General features: G+C 61.4%; 24 protein-coding genes and 1 pseudogene. 3 read left to right on the top strand and 22 right to left on the bottom strand.

Annotation, left to right across the window (positions count from 1 at the left end; genetic code table 11):
* Positions 1–80: 80 nt before the first annotated feature.
* From WH367_RS10900 to WH367_RS10860, 9 genes are all read right to left on the bottom strand, one after another.
* Positions 81–968: a LysR family transcriptional regulator gene (locus WH367_RS10900; protein WP_339536019.1), complete on the bottom strand. Its 888-nt coding sequence runs from the start codon at positions 966–968 to the stop codon at positions 81–83.
* A gap of 50 nt (positions 969–1,018) precedes the next feature.
* Complete coding sequence (locus WH367_RS10895; RefSeq protein WP_445228100.1) at positions 1,019–1,921, bottom strand: glutaminase; 903 nt, start codon at positions 1,919–1,921, stop codon at positions 1,019–1,021.
* A 96-nt stretch (positions 1,922–2,017) separates the two neighbouring features.
* Complete coding sequence (locus WH367_RS10890; RefSeq protein ID WP_339536016.1) at positions 2,018–2,986, bottom strand: Bug family tripartite tricarboxylate transporter substrate binding protein; 969 nt, start codon at positions 2,984–2,986, stop codon at positions 2,018–2,020.
* A gap of 115 nt (positions 2,987–3,101) precedes the next feature.
* The gene (locus WH367_RS10885) at positions 3,102–4,250 is read right to left on the bottom strand and encodes an ABC transporter substrate-binding protein (protein ID WP_339536015.1); all 1,149 of its coding nucleotides are present in this window, start codon (positions 4,248–4,250) and stop codon (positions 3,102–3,104) included.
* A 443-nt stretch (positions 4,251–4,693) separates the two neighbouring features.
* Positions 4,694–6,553, bottom strand: a complete 1,860-nt coding sequence (locus tag WH367_RS10880) for a dipeptide ABC transporter ATP-binding protein (RefSeq protein WP_339536013.1) — start codon at positions 6,551–6,553, stop codon at positions 4,694–4,696.
* A complete protein-coding gene (argH, locus tag WH367_RS10875; protein ID WP_339536011.1) occupies positions 6,550–8,070 on the bottom strand; it encodes an argininosuccinate lyase in 1,521 nt (506 codons plus the stop codon). The genes WH367_RS10880 and argH overlap by 4 nt, the downstream gene beginning before the upstream one ends.
* Before the next feature lie 31 nt (positions 8,071–8,101).
* Entirely contained in the window at positions 8,102–9,667 is a 1,566-nt protein-coding gene (locus WH367_RS10870) for a glutathione ABC transporter substrate-binding protein (protein ID WP_339536009.1), read from the bottom strand.
* A 44-nt stretch (positions 9,668–9,711) separates the two neighbouring features.
* Positions 9,712–10,671, bottom strand: a complete 960-nt coding sequence (locus WH367_RS10865) for an ABC transporter permease (RefSeq protein ID WP_339536007.1) — start codon at positions 10,669–10,671, stop codon at positions 9,712–9,714.
* Entirely contained in the window at positions 10,664–11,587 is a 924-nt protein-coding gene (locus tag WH367_RS10860; protein WP_339536005.1) for an ABC transporter permease, read from the bottom strand. The genes WH367_RS10865 and WH367_RS10860 overlap by 8 nt, the downstream gene beginning before the upstream one ends.
* A 171-nt stretch (positions 11,588–11,758) precedes the next feature.
* Between WH367_RS10860 and WH367_RS10855 the strand changes: the two genes are divergently transcribed.
* Both WH367_RS10855 and WH367_RS10850 read left to right on the top strand, forming a co-directional pair.
* Positions 11,759–12,664 carry a LysR substrate-binding domain-containing protein gene (locus tag WH367_RS10855; protein WP_339536004.1) on the top strand — a complete coding sequence of 302 codons (906 nt, stop codon included), beginning with the start codon at positions 11,759–11,761 and terminating at the stop codon, positions 12,662–12,664.
* A 221-nt stretch (positions 12,665–12,885) separates the two neighbouring features.
* A complete protein-coding gene (locus tag WH367_RS10850; protein ID WP_339536137.1) occupies positions 12,886–13,215 on the top strand; it encodes a hypothetical protein in 330 nt (109 codons plus the stop codon).
* A 73-nt stretch (positions 13,216–13,288) separates the two neighbouring features.
* On the opposite strand, the gene WH367_RS10845 is transcribed toward WH367_RS10850, so the two are convergent.
* From WH367_RS10845 to WH367_RS10800, 10 genes and pseudogenes are all read right to left on the bottom strand, one after another.
* Entirely contained in the window at positions 13,289–15,232 is a 1,944-nt protein-coding gene (locus tag WH367_RS10845) for a DUF3363 domain-containing protein (RefSeq protein WP_339536003.1), read from the bottom strand.
* A gap of 450 nt (positions 15,233–15,682) precedes the next feature.
* Entirely contained in the window at positions 15,683–16,195 is a 513-nt protein-coding gene (locus tag WH367_RS10840; RefSeq protein ID WP_339536002.1) for a S26 family signal peptidase, read from the bottom strand.
* Positions 16,192–16,722, bottom strand: a complete 531-nt coding sequence (locus WH367_RS10835; RefSeq protein ID WP_445228099.1) for a DUF2840 domain-containing protein — start codon at positions 16,720–16,722, stop codon at positions 16,192–16,194. Before WH367_RS10835 ends, WH367_RS10840 begins: the two co-directional genes overlap by 4 nt.
* Entirely contained in the window at positions 16,719–16,982 is a 264-nt protein-coding gene (locus WH367_RS10830; protein WP_339535998.1) for a ribbon-helix-helix protein, read from the bottom strand. Before WH367_RS10830 ends, WH367_RS10835 begins: the two co-directional genes overlap by 4 nt.
* Positions 16,979–17,740, bottom strand: coding sequence for a ParA family partition ATPase (gene parA, locus WH367_RS10825; protein WP_339535997.1), 762 nt, complete (start codon positions 17,738–17,740; stop codon positions 16,979–16,981). The genes WH367_RS10830 and parA overlap by 4 nt, the downstream gene beginning before the upstream one ends.
* 200 nt (positions 17,741–17,940) lie before the next feature.
* Positions 17,941–18,765, bottom strand: a pseudogene (locus WH367_RS10820) (replication initiator protein A); the annotation flags it as partial.
* 27 nt (positions 18,766–18,792) lie between these two features.
* Positions 18,793–19,095 (bottom strand): helix-turn-helix transcriptional regulator, encoded by a 303-nt coding sequence (locus tag WH367_RS10815; RefSeq protein ID WP_339535995.1) that lies wholly within the window; start codon positions 19,093–19,095, stop codon positions 18,793–18,795.
* A gap of 92 nt (positions 19,096–19,187) precedes the next feature.
* Positions 19,188–19,760 (bottom strand): DUF2285 domain-containing protein, encoded by a 573-nt coding sequence (locus tag WH367_RS10810; protein ID WP_339535993.1) that lies wholly within the window; start codon positions 19,758–19,760, stop codon positions 19,188–19,190.
* Positions 19,741–19,920: a transcriptional regulator domain-containing protein gene (locus WH367_RS10805; RefSeq protein WP_339536129.1), complete on the bottom strand. Its 180-nt coding sequence runs from the start codon at positions 19,918–19,920 to the stop codon at positions 19,741–19,743. The genes WH367_RS10810 and WH367_RS10805 overlap by 20 nt, the downstream gene beginning before the upstream one ends.
* 174 nt (positions 19,921–20,094) lie before the next feature.
* Positions 20,095–20,436, bottom strand: a complete 342-nt coding sequence (locus WH367_RS10800) for a DUF2958 domain-containing protein (RefSeq protein ID WP_339535992.1) — start codon at positions 20,434–20,436, stop codon at positions 20,095–20,097.
* A 184-nt stretch (positions 20,437–20,620) separates the two neighbouring features.
* Between WH367_RS10800 and WH367_RS10795 the strand changes: the two genes are divergently transcribed.
* The gene (locus WH367_RS10795; RefSeq protein WP_339535990.1) at positions 20,621–20,875 is read left to right on the top strand and encodes a helix-turn-helix domain-containing protein; all 255 of its coding nucleotides are present in this window, start codon (positions 20,621–20,623) and stop codon (positions 20,873–20,875) included.
* Between the two features lie 96 nt (positions 20,876–20,971).
* Here WH367_RS10795 and WH367_RS10790 read toward each other — a convergent pair whose 3' ends face one another.
* The 3 genes from WH367_RS10790 to WH367_RS10780 form a co-directional block, all read right to left on the bottom strand.
* Positions 20,972–21,319 (bottom strand): DUF2958 domain-containing protein, encoded by a 348-nt coding sequence (locus WH367_RS10790; protein WP_339535988.1) that lies wholly within the window; start codon positions 21,317–21,319, stop codon positions 20,972–20,974.
* Between the two features lie 662 nt (positions 21,320–21,981).
* A complete protein-coding gene (locus tag WH367_RS10785) occupies positions 21,982–22,290 on the bottom strand; it encodes a DUF736 domain-containing protein (protein ID WP_166159241.1) in 309 nt (102 codons plus the stop codon).
* 503 nt (positions 22,291–22,793) lie between these two features.
* Positions 22,794–23,258: a thioesterase family protein gene (locus tag WH367_RS10780; RefSeq protein WP_339535984.1), complete on the bottom strand. Its 465-nt coding sequence runs from the start codon at positions 23,256–23,258 to the stop codon at positions 22,794–22,796.
* Positions 23,259–23,531 lie beyond the last annotated feature (273 nt).

Raw genomic sequence — 23,531 nt, 5'->3', positions numbered from 1 at the left:
GGAGTCTTGCAACGGAGGGGAGCTTTGTCCAAAGCTTTTGACGCGGGTCGGGGCACGGGCCCGAGCAATGTAAGTAACATTCAATGCAAAGTTGTGGCGTGCGTGAGAAATCGTTGCAATGCGCCGTGTAGTCCGAAGCGCTGGTGTTTGTGCAGCACGAACGTTGTCACGCGCTCATCTTCACTCAGAGGGACGACTGCTACGTCGCCACGACGTAGCATTGCCATATGCCCCTCATCTGCCAGGCCAACTCCCATACCAGCAGCGATACGCGTTACGTAACCTGCCAGCGTACAAGCTTCTCCCGCGACTGTGGGCGTTGTCGAGTGTCCGCGCACGATGGTCCGCAGTTGATGCGAGAAGCCTGGCTGCCGCTCGGGATGATAGGAAAGCAAAGGAAAAGCCAACAATTCCTCCATGGAAAGGACCGCTTGCATCGCTAGTTCATGTCCCATGGGAAGTAGCGCCATGACCGGGTAGCTCCACGCCGGATGCTGCGCAACAGTTTCGTTGTCGAGAAGACCGAATGAAAAGCCAGCATCCAGTTCCCCCCTTTCCAACCCGTCTGCGAGTTCCGAAGCGCGCATTTCGTTCAGTTCTAACGGGATAGCAGGTTCCAGCTTGCACCAGCGGGCGAAGCATTCAGAGAGCTTTGGCTGGGCAATGCCATCGGCCACGCCAATGCGCAGTGGAGCACGAAAGCGCGCATCCGTCTCACGCACAACGCGATAGGCGCGGTCGACGCGGATGAAAACCTTGCGAGCCTCTTTCAGAAGGCGTTCTCCGGCAGGAGTGAGGTGCAGCTTACGCGGGCTGCGAACGAACAACTGAAGGCCGAGCCGGTCCTCAAGGTCGCGGATGGCACGCGAGAGGGGAGTTTGATCGATGTGAACGCGCTCCGCAGCACGACGGAAATTCAGTTCCTCTGCGACCGCGACGAAGTAGCGAAGGTGTCGTAGTTCGATCATTGAGACGCTTCGCATTTCAAAACTAGATCTCTCGGTGGTGGCGTGCGACCTCAAAATACCGACCAATTCATTCGCCGCGCCAGCATTTCCAACGCGGCGATTCCCAAAGCAGAGTTGCCCTGCGTGTTCAGCCCAGGAGACCAAGCCACTACGGAAGCGACGCCGGGAACCACGGCAAGAATCCCGCCGCCAACGCCGCTTTTCGACGGTAAGCCAACACGAAAAGCAAAGTCACCAGAGCCGTCATAGTGACCACACGTCATCATCAAAGAATTGATACACCGCGCTTTCTCAGCAGAGACGACGCTGAGCCCCGTAGTGGGATTGCGGCCAGCTGCAGCTAGAAATCCTCCAGCACGTGCTAACTGGGTGCAATCCATCGCAATGGCGCATTGGTGGAAATAGACACCCAGCACGTGCTCTGGGGGGCTGAGGAGATTTCCACAACTTTTCAAAAAGTTGGCATGTGCAATATTGCGAAATCCAGTGGCTTTCTCCGCTGAAGCTACACCAGGATCGACCAAGATTTGTTCACTGCCGGAGAGGACGCGCATGAATTGAAGAATTTCGCCAATGGTCTCGCGCGGAGCGAGACTCGATAGAAGCACATCTGTAACTACAAGCGCTCCCGGGTTGATGAAGGGATTGCGAGGGATGCCCTTCTCGTGCTCCAAAAGAACGATGGAATTGAAAGAATTCCCCGATGGCTCCCGCCCCACTCGCCGCCAAAGCGAATCGCCTATAGAACCGAGTGCCATAGTCAGCGAAAAGACTTTCGATATCGACTGAATTGAGAAGGCTACATGCGCATCTCCAGAAGAGAAGAGCTGACCGTCTGTCGTGAAAACCGCCAAGCCAAACTGCGATGGATCAACCCGCGCGAGTGCCGGGATGTAGTCAGCGACTCTTCCGCGATCTCTCCGCTTGGAAACCTCGAGACTGATCTCATCCAACACAGACTGAAGGCATGAACCGTCTGTCGCTGCGGCCGCTTTGGTTGATGCGGTCCTTTCTTCGCCGGACACTTTTTGAATCTTGAAAGAACCGGTTCAGTCGACAGTCGCTCCTGACTCCTGAATGATCTTGGACCACTTAACGGTATCGCTTTGAATACGTTGGGCAAATTCTGCAGGAGTCGAAGTGAGTGGAGTTGCTCCAAGTGCGGCGAGCTTCTCCACCATCCCTTTCTCCTGAGCGATCTGCGTAACCTCCTGAGAAAGCTTGGCCAGCACCTCCTTAGGAAGATTCTTGGGAGCGACTAACCCAAACCAAGCATCTACGACATAGCCAGGCACGCCAGCTTCGGCCATTGTTGGTACGTCTGGCAAAACGGGAGAGCGCTTCTCGCTGGTTACGGCGAGTGGGCGAAGAGCGCCCCGCTTCACATGAGGCAAGGAGCCTGGCAGGTTGTCGAACATGAGATGTACTTGATTCGCCAGCAAGTCGGCCATTGCCGGGCCACTGCCCTTGTACGGCACATGAGTGAAAGTTGACCCCGTCATAGATTTAAACAATTCACCCGACAAGTGGTTCGTAGTTCCGCTACCTGCAGAACCCATGAAAAGGCTGCCTGGCTTGCTCTTGCTGTACGCAATCAGTTCAGAGACCGTTTTCACGGGAAGCTTGGGATTAACAACTAGTACGTTGGGGACACTCGCAAAAATAGCTATGGGTGTGAAGTCTTTCTGAGGGTCAAACGGGAGACGCTTGTAAAGAGACACGCCGATGGATTGCGTCGCCACACCTGTAAGAAGCAGGGTGTATCCGTCGGAGGGCGACTTGGCCACCAAATCCATCCCAATATTCCCCCCTGCGCCGCCACGGTTGTCTACCACCACTGGTTGCCCGAGCTTCTCCGACAACCGAGTTGCCAGCAATCGACCGACGTTGTCGGTGGTGCCTCCAGCGGCAAACGGCACAACAAGTCGAATCGGCTTGTTCGGATAGATATCCGCGAAGACGGTGATGGAAGAGAGAGAGATCATGGCTGCAGCAGCGATCTTAAAAATTGAATTCATACATAGCCTCCTTTGGCGATCGGGTGAGTTGGTAAAAAAAAACGTATGAGTGGTTAAGTTGACGGCTAGCCGGGGGATGTCCCGGAAGGAAACCCAATTGCTTTAACTATCGCCGTCATTGCCGAATCTTTCCGGTATCGCTGATGACAGTGAGTTCCACGCGCTTTGACCCGTCTCGCATACCCGGCTTGAACCCGACAACGTAGCCGCCCAGGTCGAGGCTGTCGATGCTGTCCAGCGCAGCGGCCATGCCCTCGCGGGTAGGGCGAGCGCCCTGACGCCGTACAGCTTCGGCGATCACTTTCGCTGCGATGTAGCCTTCCATCATGACGTAGCTCACAGGCGTATCCTGTTTGCCCTTTCCCACCATATCCGTGAGTTCCTTGGCCAGCCTGGATACGAATAACGGATTCGGAACGACCTGCGCGATGGCCACCCCCTGCATGACGCTGGAGACGAAGGCAAGACGGTTCTCCGAAATCCGCTTAGTCACGCGCTCCATGTCGGCACCCGAGTGCACGAAGAGTTGTGCAGCTCCGCCTTCCGCACGGTATCGCTCGATGAACCGCGCGCAAACCTCCCCGTTGCACACGAGGATGATGGCTTGTGGCTTGTCCGTGATGAAGGTGTCGAGCGCGTCCGTTAAGCGTTTGGTATGGGCTGCGTAGGCGGCTTTCGAGACGACGCTCGCGTTGGTCCCCCTCAGGATCTCTTCAAAAGTCGTTATGAGCGCAGCCGCTCCGGGACCTTCCTCGTAGAGCAGACCCAGGCGTGTGACGCCCAATGTCGTCAAATGCTTACCCATCGCACTGAGTTCGTCACGCAGGCTCGCGCGCACGTTGTAGAGCTGAGGTGCGGCAAGCCGAACATCGGCCGCCCGGTAGCCCACCAGAGCGATCCGTTCCTTCTCCAAGATGCCGGAGCTGACCAGTTCGGAAATGTTGCGGCTACCGAAGTAGCCTGCCAGCAACGTAGGCTGGCTCTCACTCAGTAACTGCTGAGTGAGTTGAACCGTATCTCCCGATCGACCACCGTCGTCCCTGCTCACCAGGGCAAAGGTGTGGCCGTTGACTCCTCCCGACCGGTTGATCGCAGTGAAGAGCAACTGCATGCCTGCGGCGTAGGCGCGTCCTTGGCTGGCGTTTGATCCGGACAGCGGCGCCACTTGGCCGACAACGATTTGCACGGCATGCGCGGATTGCGACCCTCCCAGCGCCGCCCACCCGAGAGCGAGCGGCAATAGCCACCTCTTGAGCTGATTCATGGACGTCTCCATGAGAACCTGAACGCCCCAACTGCAAGCCGGTCTCTGGTCCTGGTCTGTCAATATGTTCATGGTGATCTGGCGGTTCGTGGATAAGCGAATAGCGATTGCTCAGCGCTCGACGGTGCGGTTCCAGCGGCTGCCCGAGATGGCAAACATGAGGGACGACAGAAGGTGTTTTTTCATTTGAAGATCTCCGATAAAATTACCCGGCGCGGGGCGACTTGTCATAGTTGCGTTGACTGCCTCTCCTCTTTCCTGAAAGCAGACGCAGCTCTATCCCTGCGCGGCCCAAAGCGGGTTCGCATTCGATAGGTTTAGGGACGATCGGCAAAAGGAAGCCCGAGCTCTCGGCTCGAAGCAAAGAGACGGCAACGGATTCAGCAGATGTCCGGGTCTAGTTCGCTATTGCATTGGCTCTCCTTTGTGCGCTGTATTCAGAATCAGGCCACCAGCAGGGCATCCTGAGCTACGAGATGGCCAGGCGCTACTTCCTCTAGCCGCAGCTCCGGCGGGATGTAGGCCAAGTCGTGCACGGGGCTGGGAATCTCCCCATCCAGCATCTGGCGCAGATTGCGGCGCTCAGGGTCTGCTACCGGCACGGCGGCCATCAACTTGCGGGTGTAGGGATGAAGAGGGTTCTCGAAAATCTGCTGGCGGGAGCCGATCTCCACGATGCGTCCCAGGTACATCACAGCGACCCGGTGGCTCACACGTTCGACCACGGCCAGGTCGTGCGAGATGAATAGAAAGGCGATGCCCAGTTCGCGCTGCAGGTCCTGCATCATGTTGATGACCTGCGCTTGAATGGAGACATCGAGCGCGGAGACCGACTCATCGGCGACGATCAGGCGCGGCGACAGTGCCAGCGCCCGCGCGATGCAGATGCGCTGCCGTTGTCCGCCAGAGAACTCATGGGGGTAGCGCTTCGCATGCTCAGGCAGCAATCCGACCTTGCGCAGTAGTTCGCTGACCCGCTGGCGCGCTTCCTCGCCGTGCGCGATACCGTGAACCGTGAGCGGCTCCAGCAGCGAGTCTTCGATTGTTCGGCGGGGATCGAGCGAGGCGTAGGGATCCTGGAACACCATCTGGACTTCACGCCGCAGCGCCTTAAGCCTGCCGCCGGTCATAGCGCCGATAGGCTTGCCATCGAACTCGATCTGCCCTCCCTGAGTTTGCAGGAGTCGCGCCACCGCGCGAGCGGTCGTGGATTTTCCGCAGCCCGACTCACCGACGAGGGCGAGCGTCTCGCCAGCAAAGAGGTCGAAACTCACGTCCTCTACCGCATGAACGCGGCGCTGCACACGTCCGAGAATGCCGCCGCGCAGGTCGTAGCGGGTCACCAGATTGCGCACGCGCAGCAACGGCGGCTGTGTGTAGTCCGGCGCATGCGCGTTCAGAGGCAACCCCCAGTGTGAGATCGTTTCCGAATCGCCGTCTGCGGCTTCAGACTCGATCAGCGGAAACTTGGCAGGCAACTCGGTGCCTCGCATGGCGCCAAGCCGAGGCACCGCCGCCAGCAGATTTCGTGTGTATGGATGCTGGGGTTGCGCAAAGATGCAGCCGACTGCGCCGCGCTCGACCGTCTCGCCATTGCGCATGACCATCACTTCATCAGCGATCTCGGCCACCACGCCCATGTCGTGGGTGATGAAGACCACGCCCATGTGCAAGTCATCCTGCAGCCCGCGGATGATCTGCAGGATCTGCGACTGCACCGTCACATCAAGCGCTGTGGTGGGCTCATCGGCAATAAGGAGCGTGGGCTCGCAGGCCAGCGCCATGGCGATCATGATGCGTTGGCGCATGCCGCCGGAGAGCTGGTGCGGGTAGCGACCCATCACCTGGCGCGCGTCGGGGATACGCACCATGTCCAAGATGCGCAGCGCTCGGGCGAGCATGGTGGCGCGGTCACCAGGCTGGTGCAGGCGAATGGCCTCCAGCAATTGCTCGCCCACCTTGAACACCGGGTTCAGCGAGGTCATGGGTTCCTGGAAGATCATCGCCATGTCCGCACCGCGCAGGCGGCGCAGTTGAGACTCTGGCGCCTGCGTCAAATCCAACACACCGTGGTGGCGCGTGCGCAACTCCATCTGGCCCGAAACGATGCGGCCGCCACCGAGTTCGACCAGGCGCATGAGCGCTAGCGAAGTCACCGACTTGCCCGACCCGGATTCCCCGACGATGGCCAGCGTCTTGCCGCGCGCAACCTCGAAGGACACTTGACGTACCGCCGGCGCCTCTCCCAAACCGCCAAAGGACACGCTCAGATCCTGCACTCTGGCAACGAGATCGGCCCTCATGCGGTTCTCTCCAGTGCAACGATCCCCCCTACCGCCGCATCCAATTCCTCGTGGGCATGGGCCAGCTTGGCACGGGTGCCTGCCATCCAGCGGCGGTCAGCCTCGCGTTCCGAGTGGGCATGGGCAAGCAGACGAGTGACCTGTAGAGGTGCCACGCTGCCATCGGTGACACGGGTTTCGACGAATCGGCGCGGATCGAGCGCATCGCGCACGACTTGGTCGCCGAGCTTGAGTTCAATACCCGCCGTCTCAAGCGCCGCTTCGTCCAGGAGCGCACTGGTCAATGCGCTGGGACGAATACCCTTTGCCAGAGCATTGCGCACGACACGGGCCACGATATGGTGCACTTGGCGGAATGAGAGGCTGCGCTCGCGCACAATCACGTCAGCCAGGTTGCTGGCCGTGCACCAACTGTTGTTGAGGGACGCAGCCATGCGTTCCTCGTGCACGATTAGCGTCTCGATCACACCGGTGAAGAGGTCGAGCATTCCCTCTGTAGTGGTCAGCGCTTCGTCGATCAGCGGCAGGTCCCGAACAGCCTGGTCCCCTGTCCCTTCGGCACGGAAGGTGGCCAGAGCCGTGGCCAGCCAAGTTGTTGCCGAACCCGCCGCCTTCTTGATGGTTTCCAGGCCCGCAGGGTTCTTCTTCTGGGGGAAGATGCTGCTGGTGCCGCAGTAGCTGTCGTCGCTTTCGACCAGCCCGAACTCGGTGCTAGACCAGACATGCAGGTCGGTTGCCAAGTCGTTGAGATCAGCCATCACGAACGCGAGCGCGCCGATGGCCTCAGCCGCATAGTAGGCTTCTCGGCCGAGTTTGGAGTTCTCTACCAGGCCGTCAAAACCGAGCAGTTCCGTGGTGCGTGCGCGGTTCAACGGCCAAGAAGTGCCGGCCAAACCCACCGCCCCCAGCGGATTGCGGTTCACACGCGCCCATACTTCGGTCAGACGCTGGAAGCTGTCGTGCAGTCGTGAGCTGAAGCTCAGCAGGTAGTGACCGAAGACCCATGGCTGCGCATGCTGCATATGCGTGTAGCCGGGCATGATGGTCCGAGCATGGTGACGCGCCTGCTCGGCGATGGCATCCTGCAAATCGTTGATCCGGTCCATCACGTTCAGCAGACGGTTGCGTTTGTAGAGCCGGCGGACGGTGGCGCCCTGGTCGATGCGACTTCGACCTGTGTGCATCTGGCCGCCCACGTCTTCACCGATGGCTGCGAAGAGGTAGGACTCGACTTGAAGCAGGAAGCTGCCCTTGCGCACATCAGTCGGAAAGTCCGACGGCTTCATGTGGCGGATCGCGAGAAGTTGCTGCAGGATGGCGCGGCCCGCAGCGGCCGAGATGATGCCCTCCTCGACCAGCATTGTGGTGTGGGCCATATCGACGGCGACGAACTCCTGGAACTGTTTCTTCTCGCGTTCAAGGCCGGGCAGGTCGTGGTACTTGATCAGCCTCGGCGCCGGTGGCGCGCTCAGCCTGGCATCGGTTAGCAGGATCTCTTGCGAAGTGGGGTATGTCATTGATGTGCTAGTGCAAAGGCCAGATGCGGGCTCAGCGTCCCGAGATGGCGTTGTGGAACTGGATGGATTCGTCGCTGTAGATGGACAGGCCCTTGACACCCTTGCGCACGCCAATGAGCTGCACTTGATCGAAGAGCGGTATGGTGCTGGGATCAAGTTCCCAGGCGATGCGCTGGATTTCTCCATAGGCATCCATGCGCTTTTTGTAGTCCATCTCAATAGAAGCCTTCGTCAACAGACCATCGACCATCGGATTGGAAAAGCCGGTGAGGTTCGACGGATCGTTCGTTGCCAATTTGCGCCGCAAGCGGATGTCGGCCATCGGAACGCCGGTGCCGAGCAGCCACATATTTGCGTCGCTGCTGCCCTTGCCCGTGCCCTTTCCAGGCTCGGGACGGTACAGAGCCTTCTGATAGGAAGCCCACTCCCAGACCTTGAAGTCCGTCTTCAGGCCGATGGCGTTGAGGTAGCCCTGCACAGCTTCCGCAACGGCGCGATCCTTGGTGTAGCGGCCAGAAGGCGTCCACATGGTCACCACGCCGGAATAGCCCGAGGGGAACACTTCCTTGAGCAGCCGACGCGACTCGTCAGGGCTGTACTGGTACGGGTGGAAGGCTCGACGGCCCTGGGTACCGACGGGGAAGGGACTATTAGGCGGTCGGCCGTAACCCAGCAGAATCTTCTCCACGATTGCCTTTCGGTCGATAGCGAGGTTCACAGCCTTGCGCACGCGCACGTCGTCGAAGGGCGGCTTAGTGACGTTCAGCTCGAAGAAAACCTGAAAGGAGCTGGGTTCCTGCTGCAGCAGAATCTTGTCATTGCCCTTGAACTCTGCGGCAAGCTCGGGCGCCACGTTCGCAGCCACGTCCGCATTGCCGGCCTTTAGTTCGATGACGCGGGCCGCGTTCTCAGGCACGGGCCGGAATACCAGACGGTCGGTCTTGCCCGGCGTGCCAAAGTAGGCGGGGTTGCGGACCAGTTCGGCGCGCTCATTGGGCACCCAGTCCTTGAACATGTAGGGGCCGGTGCCCACCGGGTTGCGCCCATAGGCACGCCCCCGTTTCTCGATGGCAGCCGGGCTGCTGATGAAGGACCAGTTGCCCGCGAGAACCTCCAGCAGTGTGGGCGAAGGCTCCTTAGTGGTGATGGTCACCACGTAGGCGCTAGGCGTCTCCACAGCGTCGATGGCGGCGTAGTAGGACCGATTGGGTGAAGCAAGTTCAGCGCTACGCAGGCGGTCAAGATTGAACTTGACGGCGGCAGCATCGAAAGGCGTTCCATCATGGAACTTCACATCCTTGCGCAGGTTGAAAGTCCAGACTTTGCCGTCGGGCGAAACGCTCCAGGACTCCGCCAACTCCGGGACGATCTTCTTGAAGCCGGGACCGTCCCAGTTCACCAGGCGGTTGAATATGTGAGCCATGACGATCTGCGACGGCGTGCTGCGGCTAACGGCCGGATCAAGCGTATCGATCTCGGTGCCCTGCACATACCTCAGGCTGGTCTGCGCTTGAACATGAACGGCATTGCCCAACAGTCCGAGAGTCAGACTGGCAGCGACTAGCGGATGGGCGAAGAATGGGTGTAGGGGACGCATGGAATGTCTCCGTGTTGTGTTGAAGTCGAAACGTGATCGCGGCGTCAGCGTCGCGACGTGCGGGAACGAGGGTCGACGTAGTCGCGCAGTGCATCGCCGACAAGGTTGAAGCTCAGGATCACGATGCACAGCACCAGGCCCGGAGCCAGCAGCACATGAGGATGGCTGGCAAGATGTGCACGGGAGTTGGCGATCATGGCGCCCCACTCCGGAATGGGGGGAGGCGGCCCCAGCCCTAGAAAACTCAGCCCAGAGCCGATCAGAATGGCTTCGGCTAAAGAAGTCGTCGCCTGCACGATGATGAGCGAGCCGATGTTGGGGATTACGTGCGCAGCCAGCAGGCGCAGATCACCCACTCCAATGGCCCGCGAAGCCAATACGAACTCACGCTCCTTCAGCGCCCGCACCGGTGCGGCGAAAAAGCGCACGTAGATCGGCATCGTCGAGATTGCGATGGCGATCGTCAGACTCATCACGCTGTTGCCAGCAATGGCAACCACCATGATCGCCACCAAAGTGCGCGGGAAGGCGATCATGAAGTCCATGAGCCGCATCACCGCACCAGTTATGGCGTTCGCGTAGAAGCCGCAAATTGCGCCCAGCGACACCCCCACCGCCATACCGAGGCCCACGCTGCCGAAGGCCACGACCAGCGTGATTCGCGCACCCCAGACGATGCGGCCCAGCAGATCTCGACCGAGTTCGTCGGTGCCAAGCCAGAGCCCGGCTCCCGGTGCGACGAGCGCCTGATTGAGATTGACCTGTGTGACCGCCTCCCAGCTAAACAGCCATGGAGCCAGGGCAGCGATAGCGAAGATGCAGCACAGGACGCTCAGCGATATCAGTGCAATCCAGCGGCGTGCGCTGAAGAGGTAGCGGACGAACCCGTCAGTACGGCCTCTTGCTGCCCGGCCAGCGCCATCGGCCACTGACTTGCCTGTTGAATCTTTGCCAACCGAGGCAGCGGAGGCGTTTGGGGGCATAGCGATTTGCGCTTCAGGCATAGGTGATGCGAGGGTCAAGGAATCCATAGACCAGATCGACAATGAGATTGATGAGAATGACCATCGCCGCAAACGCCAGGATGGTTCCCTGAACGACGTATATGTCTCGAACCATGATCGCGTCGATCATGTAGCGGCCCATTCCAGGCCAGGCGAAGACGGTCTCGACAATCACTGCGCCGCCAAGCAGACGGCCGAAGTCCATGCCGAAGGCCGTCACCAACGGAATCGACGCGTTGGAGAGGGCGTGGCGCAACACAACCCGCGGCCGTGCAACCCCCTTGGCATAAGCGGTGCGGATGTAGTCTTCGCCAAGAACATCGAGCATGCTGGAGCGCGCTAGCCGTGAGAAGGTAGCAACATAGGGAAGACCCAGCGTGATGGCGGGCATCACCAGTTGCTGCCAACTGCCGCGTCCGGTGGGCGGTAGCCAGCCCAAGGTCGCGGCGAAGAGCAGCATCAGCAGTAAGCCGAAGAAGAAACCGGGAATGGAGATTCCTGCCACGGCCAGCGCGGTCAGAGCGCTGTCGAACGCCCCTCCCGGACGGAGTGCTGCAGCGATGCCAAGCGGTACACCCAGCGCTACCGCCAGCAGCATGCCCGATGTAGCCAGTTCCAGTGTCGCTGGCAGGGTTCGGGCGATTCCCTCGGTAACGGGCGCGAAGGTTTGAAAGGAGTCGCCAAGATCGCCCTTCAACGTCAAGCGCTGCAAGTACAGCCAGTATTGCTCGTGTAGAGGCTTGTCGAGCCCGTGGGTCTTGCGAATCTGCTCCACATCGGCTTCGACCGCATCGGGTCCAGCTGCCATGCGTGCAAGATCACCTGGGATTGCATGCATAACAAGAAAGATTGCTAGCGAGATGCCGACGAGCATAGGCACGAACAGCAAGAGACGTCGGATCACGTAGTTCAACATATGTGGGTCTTGAGTAAGGGGCAACTAACATTGTTTGATGACCCGATGATGAGGCACAGTTACCTAAAGACACAACGCCATACAGTGTTGGACGCACATAAGAAAACGTTATGCACTGACATCGTGCAAGCTGTGGCAGCATCTCGTTGTCCATTCAAAATGGCAACGCATATGGAACTAAATCCCCGACAACTTGAAGCCTTCCGTCACGTCATGGTGACGGGCAGCATGACCGTTGCCGCAGAGCATCTAAAGGTGAGTCAGCCCGCGGTGAGCCGGCTTGTCAAAGACTTGGAAAAGACTCTTGGAATACGGCTTTTCCGGCGCGAAGGAAATAGGCTGATCCCTGGTGCAGAAGCGCAGCGACTCTTCCGCGAGGTCGACCGCTTTTACCTAGGAATGGAACAGGTCGAACGAGTTGCGCAGGATCTGAAGTCCGTGCGCACGGGCACGTTGCGCGTTGCATCAATGCACACATTGGGTCTCAGCGTCCTCAGTGAAGGCGTCCGGCGGTTCTCGCTTGCAAGACCTGGCGTGGACATCTCCTTGGATGTGCGCCCTTCGCTAGGCATCCTCGAACTCACGGCAGCTCACCAAATTGATGTTGGCTTTGTTCAAATGCTGGGCACCGAGTACCCCGGGGTGTCCGTCTTCCCTCTTCCAAGTGTTGCGGCGATCTGCGTCCTTCCGCGCGGCCACCACCTGGTCCGCAGGAAAATCGTGCGAGTCACTGACCTTCAAGGTGAATCGCTGATATCGCTGAGCCGCAACAGTCCTATGCGAATGCGGATAGAAGCAGCGCTAGAGACTGCTGGCGTGTCATGCAAGCGCTCAGTGGACTCAACTCTCGCCCATGTCGCCTGCAGCTTGGTTGCCGGAGGGCTGGGCGTCACCATCGTTGACCCCTTTACGGCTAACAATCTGCGAGATCCAAAAATTGTTTGCCGCCCTTTCACACCCACCATTCCGTTTGAATTCTCAATGGTGCTGCCAGCCCATCAGCCACGATCAAAGGTTCTCGACGACTTTATTCAAGTCATGAAGAGACTGTTTGATGGTGAGTTCTCTGCCAAATGACCGCTGGACAGCGATAGCCGCTACCTCTAGCGGTGTGCAGCACAACTAAGCTCCAGATTACTCCTGCAGTCGCGCTACCGCGCGACAGAACATGCCATCGATGCAATGAGCCAACCGAATTTCCCCGCCGTAGCTCTATTTTCCAGGACGCGCTGTCTCACGCAGTCGCTGAGAGTTCGTCGCCTACGCGTCGCTCAATGCGCGGTCGCCACGGTACAGATGTGAAGACAATCCACCTTCCAGCATTGCGAAGCGCGCTGACCACGAGCTTCGAACGGGGCGAAGCCTTCCAGCTCGACCGGAGCGAGGAGGGGCATCTGGTCGGCGGCGTGTTCTACAAACCGCGAATGACCCGTCTCTGGCTGGTTACCTACCCTGGGCACGGTCATAAGATGCTGTTCGATGTTCAAAGCTACGTAATGATGGAGGGCAACGTCGAGGCAGCACGCAGAATGGAGGCGCGTGCAAGTAGGCAGGGATTCGTCCAGGCTTTCGATTCAATCGGCATGTTGGACCTAGATGGCTACAAGTTTGGCTTCAATCCGACGTGAGGTCTGAGATGACGACCGTGACCGCGGGAAAGATCGGCCAGTAAGCATCTGCTTGCGCACAGGTTTCAAGAATTTAAATTCCTTGCCCGCGCCCGAAATGCCAGTTGACAAAGGGACCTCTGACCTGCGCCGACACCTGCTGACCTAACCTTGGTTCCACAACCGGCCGCCACGGTACTAAGGAGAATCCCAGTTCGCTGTCGAGCACTGCGTACCGGCCACTTGTCAGTTGAATGCTGTGGCTGTATGTCCCGCTGACTTGCTGGCCAGTTCGAGCCGGTTGGAACGTCTTCCCGGTCTGCTTCTCGAGTGCATGGCCTGCGGTAGAGACATCCCGATCCTGGAGGGTCGCAAGCAAGTCTTGAGCAAAAATCACGTGGCGTCCGCGCCGCTCTGCAAGTCCTTGCGTAACAAGAAAATCCACACGTTCGCGCATCGCGTCGCGCACTTCAGCCGCAAAGCCTGTGCCGGACGCGATCGACCTATTGCCTACCAATTGCCTGTCCAACCAGGTGACACCCATGGCGCGCACCTGCTGATCCATTGACAGATGTGATCGCAGCTCGACTGCCAGCCCCATATTTTTCTTGGCATCATGGGTTCGAGCCTTCTGCAGCAGGTCCGGCGGAACTTTCCAGATGCCATCGGCCAAGCGCTCGACGATGCCAGCGCGGCGCAGCGCTTCGAGCCGGCGGACGTGCGCATCGACAGCGGATCGCGGGTCACGGTTCTTGGCCTGCGTCAGTTGGGCCACATGCTCGGCCGTCCGGTAGACGCCGTCTTTCGCGGCGGTCGCGATGTTGCGATCCACTGGCTTTTCCTGATTCAGGGGCCGCGCCTCCACTATGCCATTCGTCGGAAGGTCATTGAGTTGGCTACTGGCTGGCAGCTTCATGTAGTGCGCCCGTCCGTCGACGCCATCGACCACCAGATAGCCCCGGTCATGCAGTTCGTCGGCCAGGCCCTTGCCCGCAATCCGGCCCGTGACGGAGTAGGTCGGCACCTCGTGGACCACGCATTCGCGTAGCTGGCCCTTAAGCGCACGGCGCACCGTCTCCAGTGCGTCCTCGCGCTGGCCCATAGCGTCGAGCGTGGTTGCCATGCCGGGCTGGAGCTTCCAGCGATATGCATCCTTCCGCTCTGCCAAGCCCATGCCCTCGAGCCGCTGCAAGCGTGCCCGAAGTGCGTTCTGACTCAGCGGATGTCGCGCGTTGTCCGTCAGGTCGATGCCATCCGGACCGGCTTGCCGGATCAGAACCCGGTCCAAAATGGTGAGCCTCTGTTGGTCAACTTCGTGCAGAAGACTTTGACGGATTTCCGCCTCGGTGCGAGGCCCGAGCCATTCGGTGGCCAGCTCGCTGGCCCGCATGCGCATGCCTTGGGCAATGTAGCCAGGGGCGATCACAAGATCTTTTCTGCTGCTAGCGCGGCCTCCAGTGTGGCCGTGCAGTACGATGTGAGTGTGCGGATTGTCTGTGTCCCAATGGTCCACGGCTACCCAATCCAATTGGGTTTCCAGATCGATCTCCATTTGGCGCATCAAGTGGCGGGTGAAGCCCTTCAGATCCTCCAGTTTCTGACCATCCTCAGCCGAGACGATGAACCGGAACTGGTGGCGATCACTCTGCCCTCGTTCCTGAAAAGCTTTCAGGTCGGCCACGTCGGTCCCGGCGCCGTAGGCCTGGCCCTTCCGCCCGTCCCGGTTGACGCCATCCCGTTCGATGTAGCGCAAGTGAACGGCTGCCGAGTTTGGGCTGGCGCGCCGCAACACAACCAAGCGGGACTTGATTACCACACGCCGCGCGTTCGGCCCCAGGCGCTGCCCTGCAATGGAAGCCGCAACACGGCCACGCCCGAAAGTGTTGGCTGGCCTGCCAAAGTTCTTGCCGGATGACTTCGCCCCCGCCTTCGACACCCGCTTGAGAACCTGAGAAACGAGTCTTGGCGAGCGCGCCCCGCCACGCGACTTCGGGGCCGCAGGCTTTACCCGAAAGCCTTCGTCTTCATTGCGAGCCATGTTGACTCCAGCGCACCATGGCGCAGCGCATCGCAAGCGGCACGCAGCAGAAGCCGCTGCCATGCAGCTCCCAGTCTCTGCGCGGCACGCGCAAGACCTCTTGCGGTGCCGCCGCAAACCCACGTGCAGACTGGCTTGACGGGGCGCGGCGTGCCACCCCTTTTATCTGGCCCTCCGTCTTCGCCTTCCGCATCCGCTCCCGGCTCCGACCCGCCGCCAGCCACGCACCGAGTGCGAAGCGCTGCCTCAAAGGCAGCGAAGGTGCAGCAGGCGCTGCACGCTGGCGGCAAAAATTCTGCACGGAGGTACGCAACCCACGCACGTGCGTCGGTGCAATTCGGCAGCATCTGCGGCGTAGTAAAGAGCACGCTCGCAATGCAGGCTGAGTACAGTCCCGCACCAGAAGTGCACGCACCACACAGTTTGCGCAGACGCGAGAAGTAGTACCGTTCATGGCGTACCCCGGGTCCACAACGGATGCGCGCTGCCAATCACTGCTGACGCATCGACAGGACCGAAGTAGCGGCTATCGAACGACGCCGGATGGACATCGCTGAGCAGGAAAAGCTCCCCAACGGCAAGCGCTCGGCACTGCGCCCAAGGCGTCAGCAGCCGGCCCCTACCATCCTCCGCAAGCACCGCCGCCACGGCCACGCCATCGATGCGCACACCCCCCTCCCCCACGCACACCGACTGCGGCGCCACAGCACCAATCCGCTTGAGCAAAGGAACGCCCGCAGGCAGGTATCCGCGCTGCGCCGCGAGGGCCGCCACACCCGCCGGAAGGCGGACCAAAACAACGCCACCGATATGCAGCGAGTTAGGCGATCCAATGCTGTACCAGCCACGAGGAACGCTGTCGCTTGGGTTGTAGACCAACCGCGCGGGGAACTGCACCACCGCTGGCGCACACAGCACAGCGACGCCGATGCTCATGCAGGCCAAGGCCATGCGGCGATTCATCGCAACGCCTCGCGCGCAAGATGCGCCGCATGCCGCTCGGTCGTATAGACCGGCAGTGGTTGGCGTGCAGCCAATCGGTTGCCCACTGTGCGCCAGTAGGTGGCGGCAATGGTGCAGGGATTGATGCCCAGTACCTCGATGGCATCAATGGCCGCAAGCACCGCCTTGACCTGCATCTCGCCATCGGCACGCAGCAGTATGCGCGCGCCCGGCAGCACACCCGCTACGCGCTGCGCGCCCTCAAAGGGTGTCGGCGCCTGCATCACCAGAAGCTGCCAGAGCACCGTTCCATAGATGTTGCCGATCCACTTCACACGACAGCACACGGTACCCGGCATGAACATGGCCACGCGCCGCCAGCGGTCCAGCACAACCTCCACCGTCGGCTGCCCAAACCGCAGCCAGACGTTCACCCGGTCTTCGACGAAAGCGAGCGAAACGCGCATGCGGGTCGGCCTCTCCGGCACCCTCGCCTGCAGCGAAGTCTGCCGGACGGCTGGCGCCAGATGGGATCCCGGCGCCGTCATGTCCCGTCCTCCGGATACTCGCGCTCCAGCAACTCGCGCAGCATGTCCGCCGCTGTGATGCCACGCCGGAACGCTGCAACCTTGATGCGCCCGCGCAGCGCCGGTGTCACATCGATGGTGAGCCGCGCGGTGTAGATGGAGGCCTTGGCCGGTGTCTCAGGCGCGTCCGCCTGCCGCACCCAGGTTGATGCAGGATCCGCACCGGGCCTGCGTCCGATCGGCACCCGGTGCGGCGTCACTGCTGGAGGGAGTGCCGTCATCGCAGTACCTCCCGCACGGCCTGCGCGAGCGCCACGATCTCGCGCGCAGCTGCACACTGCGGCGCCACTTCGCAGGCCAGTCGCCCAGCAGCCACGCTGTCGGCGAACACGATGCGCTGCGAGACTTCGGTCTCCAATGCGGCGAACGGCTGGTCCGCGAGCGCTGCACGCGCTTCGCGCCCGATGACCGTGCCGACCACGCGCCGGTTGATCACAAAGGCCGCGCGCAGCTGCGGCCGGAACACCCGAGCCTCCGTGATGAGCTGCACCATCTCATGGCTGGCCCACACGTCGTAGGCGCTCGGCTGCACGGGTATCAGCACCAGGTCGGCCGCCAGCAGCGCGGAGCGCGCCAGCGCTGCGACCCTTGGTGGTCCGTCGATCACCACAAAATCCGCCTGCAAGGCGATCTGCGGCGCTTCCTGGTGCAAGGAGTCCCGGGCCAGCCCGAACACCCCGTACAGCCTCTCCTGCCCGCTCTGGAGCCGCCGTTGCGCCCAGTCGAGCGCGGAGCCCTGCGGATCGGCATCGAGCAGCGTGACGCGGCTACCCTGCAGGGCCAGTTCGCCCGCCAGATGCGTAGCAAGCGTTGTCTTCCCTGCCCCGCCCTTCTGGTTGAGCAGGGCGATCACTTTGCCGGGGCGGCGGCCTTGCCTTTCTGGTGAAAGGCTCTGGGGTTCTGGACCTGCCTGATTTGCCATCGCAGAACCATTGCCCAAATTTTGAGCAGCGTCTGCTCGCGCGCGCGTGACTTCCATTTATGTATCCCTTTAGTTGTTTAGGGAGGGCCCAAACCGTTACTGGGCATGGCTTTCCGGTCGATCGGTGCGGGCGATCCACCGATACTTCTGCGGGTGATACCCCGAGGGTCGTGCGGGCGATCCACCGATCCCGTCCCCAAGCCATCCACAGGTTCTTCAACAGAATCTGTGGACAAGTCGCTCCGGGGTCGGTTGTCCGGATCGGGCAGAAAAACCAGCCACTCGGTGCCGCCATTGCGCTCAATGGACAGCCAGTAACCTGGCAGCGCCTGGCGCCGAGCCAGGTGGCGCACCTGGATGGCGAAGTCGGAGGGCCGCTGCAGGCTGCCCGACTTCAGGTGCAGGTGGCGCATGTCGAAGCGCCATCCCGCCTGTTGCCGGCCACCGTGCTTGCGTACCAGCCGGTACAGCCAGCGCTCAATCCCCCCTGAAAGCCGGAAGTACGTCGGATCGAGCGTGAGCACCAGCCCCTCGTCCATCACGCCGGTAAAGAACCAGTCGGCCAGAATGAGTTCGATGCCGTCGGAACGCCCAGCTGGCTGGACGTACTCTTTCCATTCGTTGATCCAGGAGAAGCGGTGCACGCGCATGGCGCCGTTCGGGCGCTCGCGCTGGCGCAGCGTCGTGGCGACGGTGGTGGACTGCAACCGGTCCAACGCGGCGCGCAACGCCAAGTAATCGCTGCGGCCGGTACCACGCTGTGCAAAACGCAGAATCTCGTAGGGTGTGGCCACCATCAGGCGCGAAGGCGCAATGCCTTCCTTCTTGGCCTGGATGATCTGGCTCGCAGCCCAGATCAGCACATCGGCATCCCAGATGGTGGCGATGCCGTGCTCGGGTACCCCCTCGACCGTGAGAGAGATTCCGCCCGCTTCAAATCGGATCGGCACAATGCGCGGCGACTTGGCGAGCGAGAAGAACGGGTAGGCCATCAGGTCCTGCGCATCGCGCAGCGCCATGTCGCTGCCCGGCAGCGCGCGGAACAGCGACAGTTGCTCGCGTTCGTTCGGGCGCTTTGACATCCGTAGTGCCTCTCTCGTCCGGTCAGATCAACGGACGGAGTCACGCTGCACGTAGCCGGGGTCCGAGGTCATGCCGTAGGCACGGCCATCGGCCCAGGCACGCAGGTCAGTGGCCGCATAGACCACCCGTGCGCCGAACTTGCGGAAGCGCGGGCCACCACCGAGAACGCGCTGCTTCTCCAAGGTGCGCGGTGAAAGCCGCAGAAAGGCTCCCGCTTCTTCGGTGGTCAGGAACTCAGGATTTGCAGACGCTGCGGGGACAGTACCCGCAGAGGACTGCGGCGCAGCCACTGCAGCTGCACGGAACGGAAAAGAACTGCCAACGGCCATGACGTACTCCATCGCTGTCGATGGGCCGCAAACCATTCGCGGCCCGATGGAGGCAGTCTCGGGAATCGGGCCCGATCCAGGCAGGGAGAGATTCAGCGCACCGGTTCGTCTCCGGGGGGCTTTGCAGCGGGATCCAGCACAGCCGCCAGAGAAAGATACCCGCCATTCATGAACGATTCAGCGCGCCGCAGCAGATGACGCACCTGCGCGCGGAGTTCACCATCCTCGCTCCAGCGCAGGACGACGGCTTCGAGGCCAAACAGGGCCTGGGCGATGTCGCGATGCGACGCTCCCGACTGTGAAGCATCGAGCGCCTGCAGGGCGCGCAGGTGCAGCAAAGCGGCACGGGTGGCCGCCCGCACGTGCGAGATCTGAGGTGCATGGCCTTCCAGGGCCTGTGCCTGTTCGCGGTACCCGTCGAGCTGACCGCGAAGACCCGGAGTCAGTGGCACAGCGCCCGCATAGGCATCACCATCCTCCAGCATGCCTGAGAGCGACAAGCGCATGCGCAGCGCGCTGATATCTGCGGTGAGTGCCAGGTCGTGGCCGTCCATCGCCAGGCGCTTGCGGCCCGGGATGCGCCACAGATCGAACCGACGGGTTGCGGCACCGTGCGCATGCACGGCACGCACATGCAGCAGTCCGTCAGGGGACGACAGCCACAACGGGTGCGCAACCCGCCCGTCCAACGCAGGATCTTCGGCGACATCGCAACCCCCAGCGGGCAAAGGACACCACGCGCCTGCTTCGGGCCCAATCCGCGCGGTAACCGGGGTGGCGACGCAGGTACTCCCAAGCGAGGGCTGGATCGTCGAGGTCCAGCACGTACAGGTAGGCGGCCAACACACCCCACTGGGCATGGTGAAGATCTTCGGGGGTTGGCGTGGTCACGGAATCCTCCAAGAAAAAGGGGAAACCTGCCACAGAGGGAAAGTTACAGGGTGGCTTTTTCGGCGACGGCACGTCGCGCACCGCGCGATCGAGAAAGGACTGTGTCAATCAGTCGTTGATCGAACCGTCGCGCTGCGCGTCGGCCAGGTAGCCCGAGAGCGTCTGGCGCGGCTTGAAATGCAGATCGGCCACGATGCGCATGCCCCGTGGGCCCCGCACACCCTCCAGGGCCGAGAGACTGACATGCCCCAACTCGGGACACCCCGTGCCAGCATCGCAGAGCCCGAACGCCCGATCACCGTCGACATCCAGTTCCGTCAGCAACCACACGGCCCCAGCATCCAGCGTGTAGAGCTTGACGACTGGCAGAGGATCCAATGCCTCACCGCGCGCACGCGCAGTGCCGTTGGCCAACATCTGGCTTTGCTGTTCGTTGGTAAGAAAGGGCATCGTGGTCGTATCTAAGAGTTACATCCTAGTACAGAACGCAAACACTTCAACGGGTATTCCGTTGAAGGGCTTCCGTAGCCGTCATCGCATGCCACGTGCGTCCGGCCTGTAGTACCAGTGGATTTCAGTAGCACTCCTAACTGGGTATCTTATCCCGTGGTGTTATTTCCCGTCACCCGAGACAGTGACGGTTGTGGCCAAACCGTCTCCGTCTTTCGCAAAAGACCCGATCCTCATCGCAATAGGCGATGCGATCAGACGTACGCGTGCCACTCGCAATATTTCTCAGGAAGCATTGGCGGACCTCGCTGGCATTGACAGGTCCTACATGGGTGGAATCGAGAGAGGCGAGCACAACGTGGCAGTGATCAACCTAAGCAAGATCGCCGAGGCGCTCGAGGTTCGCCCATCCACGCTTCTTGCCACTGCGGGCATTTAGTAGGCGCCTGCTGCGAACGCTTCGGCCCCGAACAAAGCACTGAAGCGACCGCCTATGTCACAGTGAAGGGCACCACCGAAGCGGCGCCCGGGACTGCTACGCCACAATCCGCCCCGCAAGACGCGCCTCACGCGCGTAGACACTCAGCCGCTTCAGCGGAGTGAAGTGCCGGTCCCGTTCCACCGGAAGTCCCAGCCGGCCACGCACAGTTGCAAGTTCTGCCAGGCTTATCCACCCCAATTCGGGATAGCCCAGACCCAGGTCGCACAGCCCAAACACGTGGTCGTGATCGTCGGGGTCCATCTCGGTCAGCAGCCAGGTCGCGCCGGCGTCCGGGGTGAACAGCTTGACCACCGGAGCGGGGTCGAAGTTTTCTTGTTCAAGAGACTGCCGGCCATTGGCCAGCAGTTGCGCGCGTTGTTCGTCCGTGATGAGCTTCGTCATGGTCTTCTCCTTGGAAGGAATCAGGGCGGGATTGCCCGAGACCGGAAGCAGCACGGCGCAGCGCAGCCGTCAGGGTTCGCAGACGGCCGCCAGGACGCCAGCGTGCACCGCACGCGCAGACCTTGACGACGAGAACGGCGTGATACGGTGAAGGGAACAGCAAGCCAGCCCCGCCCGACCAAACAAGTCGGTCATCGAAGTCACAGCCCTCCCTGCCGATCCGGCGAGCCGGTTCGGCGGTATCGAAGGGGGCGCCAAGCCCAGCGCGGCGGGGATGGGCCGCAGGTCGATCCCCAGGAGGTAAGCACAGCGCGCAGCACCGCAGGGGCGAAGGCGTCAGCGATGAAAGCCCGCAGGGACGAGACGCCACCGGTGGCTCGGTGCAGAGCACGCCAGCGCGATCCGGCAAAGCCGGAGACGCACAACTCAGTAAAGCCACAAAGACACATTTACGCAAAACCGCAGTCCAGTGAACCCATCACGACGGATTCACGGAAACCCACAGAGCAGCAAACCCACAGATCCAACAATGTGCGAATCCGCAAACACGGATGAACGCTTTGTCGTACTTCCGTACTACCGGGCGAAACAACGCACGCACCGCCCTCCCCTCCAAAGAGACGGGACAAAGCGCCCCGCTGAGCGGGGCGCCGAGGGCGGCGTCAGTCGCCCTTGCTGCGCGACCAGATCAGGTTGTGCGCACCATCCTCGCCTTCGACCAGGCGAGCATAGAGGGTGGCAGGGAAGGATGGATCGTCCAGGGTCACGGACAGGTAGGGACGCTCTGCCTTGCTGAGTTTCTTCCACGCTGCGCCGATCTCCAGTCCATTGCCAGCGACGACGCGGTAGTCCGGAGCGTTCTCGCTTGTCTTGTCGCTGGGCACAAGCCGGACCTTGACGTTGAGCGTCAGGGTGCGAACCGTGCCGGTGTAACTGCCGTTCTGTGCGGTGAAGGTGCCGATGTTGGCCATGATGAAGTCCTTTCGAGGTTGTCCAGGTCGCGCCCATCGCGGCCTTGGCGTGATCCGATGGGCGAGGGTCGGGCGCGCCGCATCCCGCAGCGAGGCAAAGGGGCCGCAGCGAAGCGAAGGACCGGGAGGCCCAAGAAATTTGCCGCGCGAGGAATCCGCACAGCGGAGGGGAAATTTGTCGGGCCGGACGGTTGCGGCGAACAAGCCCGAGGCGGCGCAAACGAAGTGCAGCACCGCCATGCCCGAGCCAGGATTCACGGCAAATACAAGGCCGCTGTGGGGGTGATCCTGTACAGAAAGGATTCATGGCCCCGGCACCTGGTCGTCTCACCATCGCGCAGCGCTCGCGGCACACCACCCGAAGCGATTTACGCCAGCCGTCACCGACGCTCAAGCACCAGGCAATTCACGTTGCGGCAGGTATGGCGCACGTCCTGAGCACGGCTGCGGGAGAAGGTCAGGAAGTCGCCCTGGCAGTACGGACGCATGCTCGCATCCACGGGCTATCGCGCCATTCCCATGTGCTGGTGCACACGCTGAAGCGCCTCGACCTTGGCCGCGATGCGCGTCTCGATCGTCGCCCGCTGCACCGCCACCAGTGTGACTGTGGCCTCGCACACGATTTCCTCCTTGTCGCAGGCCTGCACACGGAACGTCGCGCTCCGCTCTCCCATCCGTTCAAGCCATCCGCGCAGCCGCACAGAGGATCCTGGCGGTATGGGTCCTCGGTGGTCGATGCGGATCGTGCGACCCACCACCACTTCAGCTTCATCGACGTACTGCTGCATTTCCCGGATGCAGACGGATTCGATCACCGCCACCAGGTAGCCGGTGGCAAGGCACTCAATCAGCCGCTCGGCATAGCCACGGCCGTGAGGCAGCCGGGCAAAGAGCGACTTCGCCGTCTGGTCTGCCGGCACGGTGTAGGACTCTTCAAAGAAAATCTCGCTGACGCCTTGGTGATTCATGGGTTGTCCGGGTGCGTTGTCACAAGCCAGATCTGCGCGGGATTGCGGGTGATCGGTGCTGCTCGATGCTCCCGTGTCCCGCGGACTCCTCCCACCCACCGCAGCGAGTTCTGGCGTAGCGCCGCTCTGGGCCCTGCGGAACTCGTGCGCCGGAAGTCCCAACGCGCGCGGCAGACCTGCCGCGCGCGGGGCGCCGATTAAAAAAACCCCCGCCCCACCGCCCGGGGGTGAATCTCACGCCACAGCCGGTGGGGGCCCGGGGGCCGCCGCATC

The organism is Comamonas sp. MYb21, assembly GCF_037479395.1.
Lineage (GTDB): Bacteria > Pseudomonadota > Gammaproteobacteria > Burkholderiales > Burkholderiaceae_C > Comamonas.
This window is presented reverse-complemented; position numbering and strand designations above follow the sequence as displayed.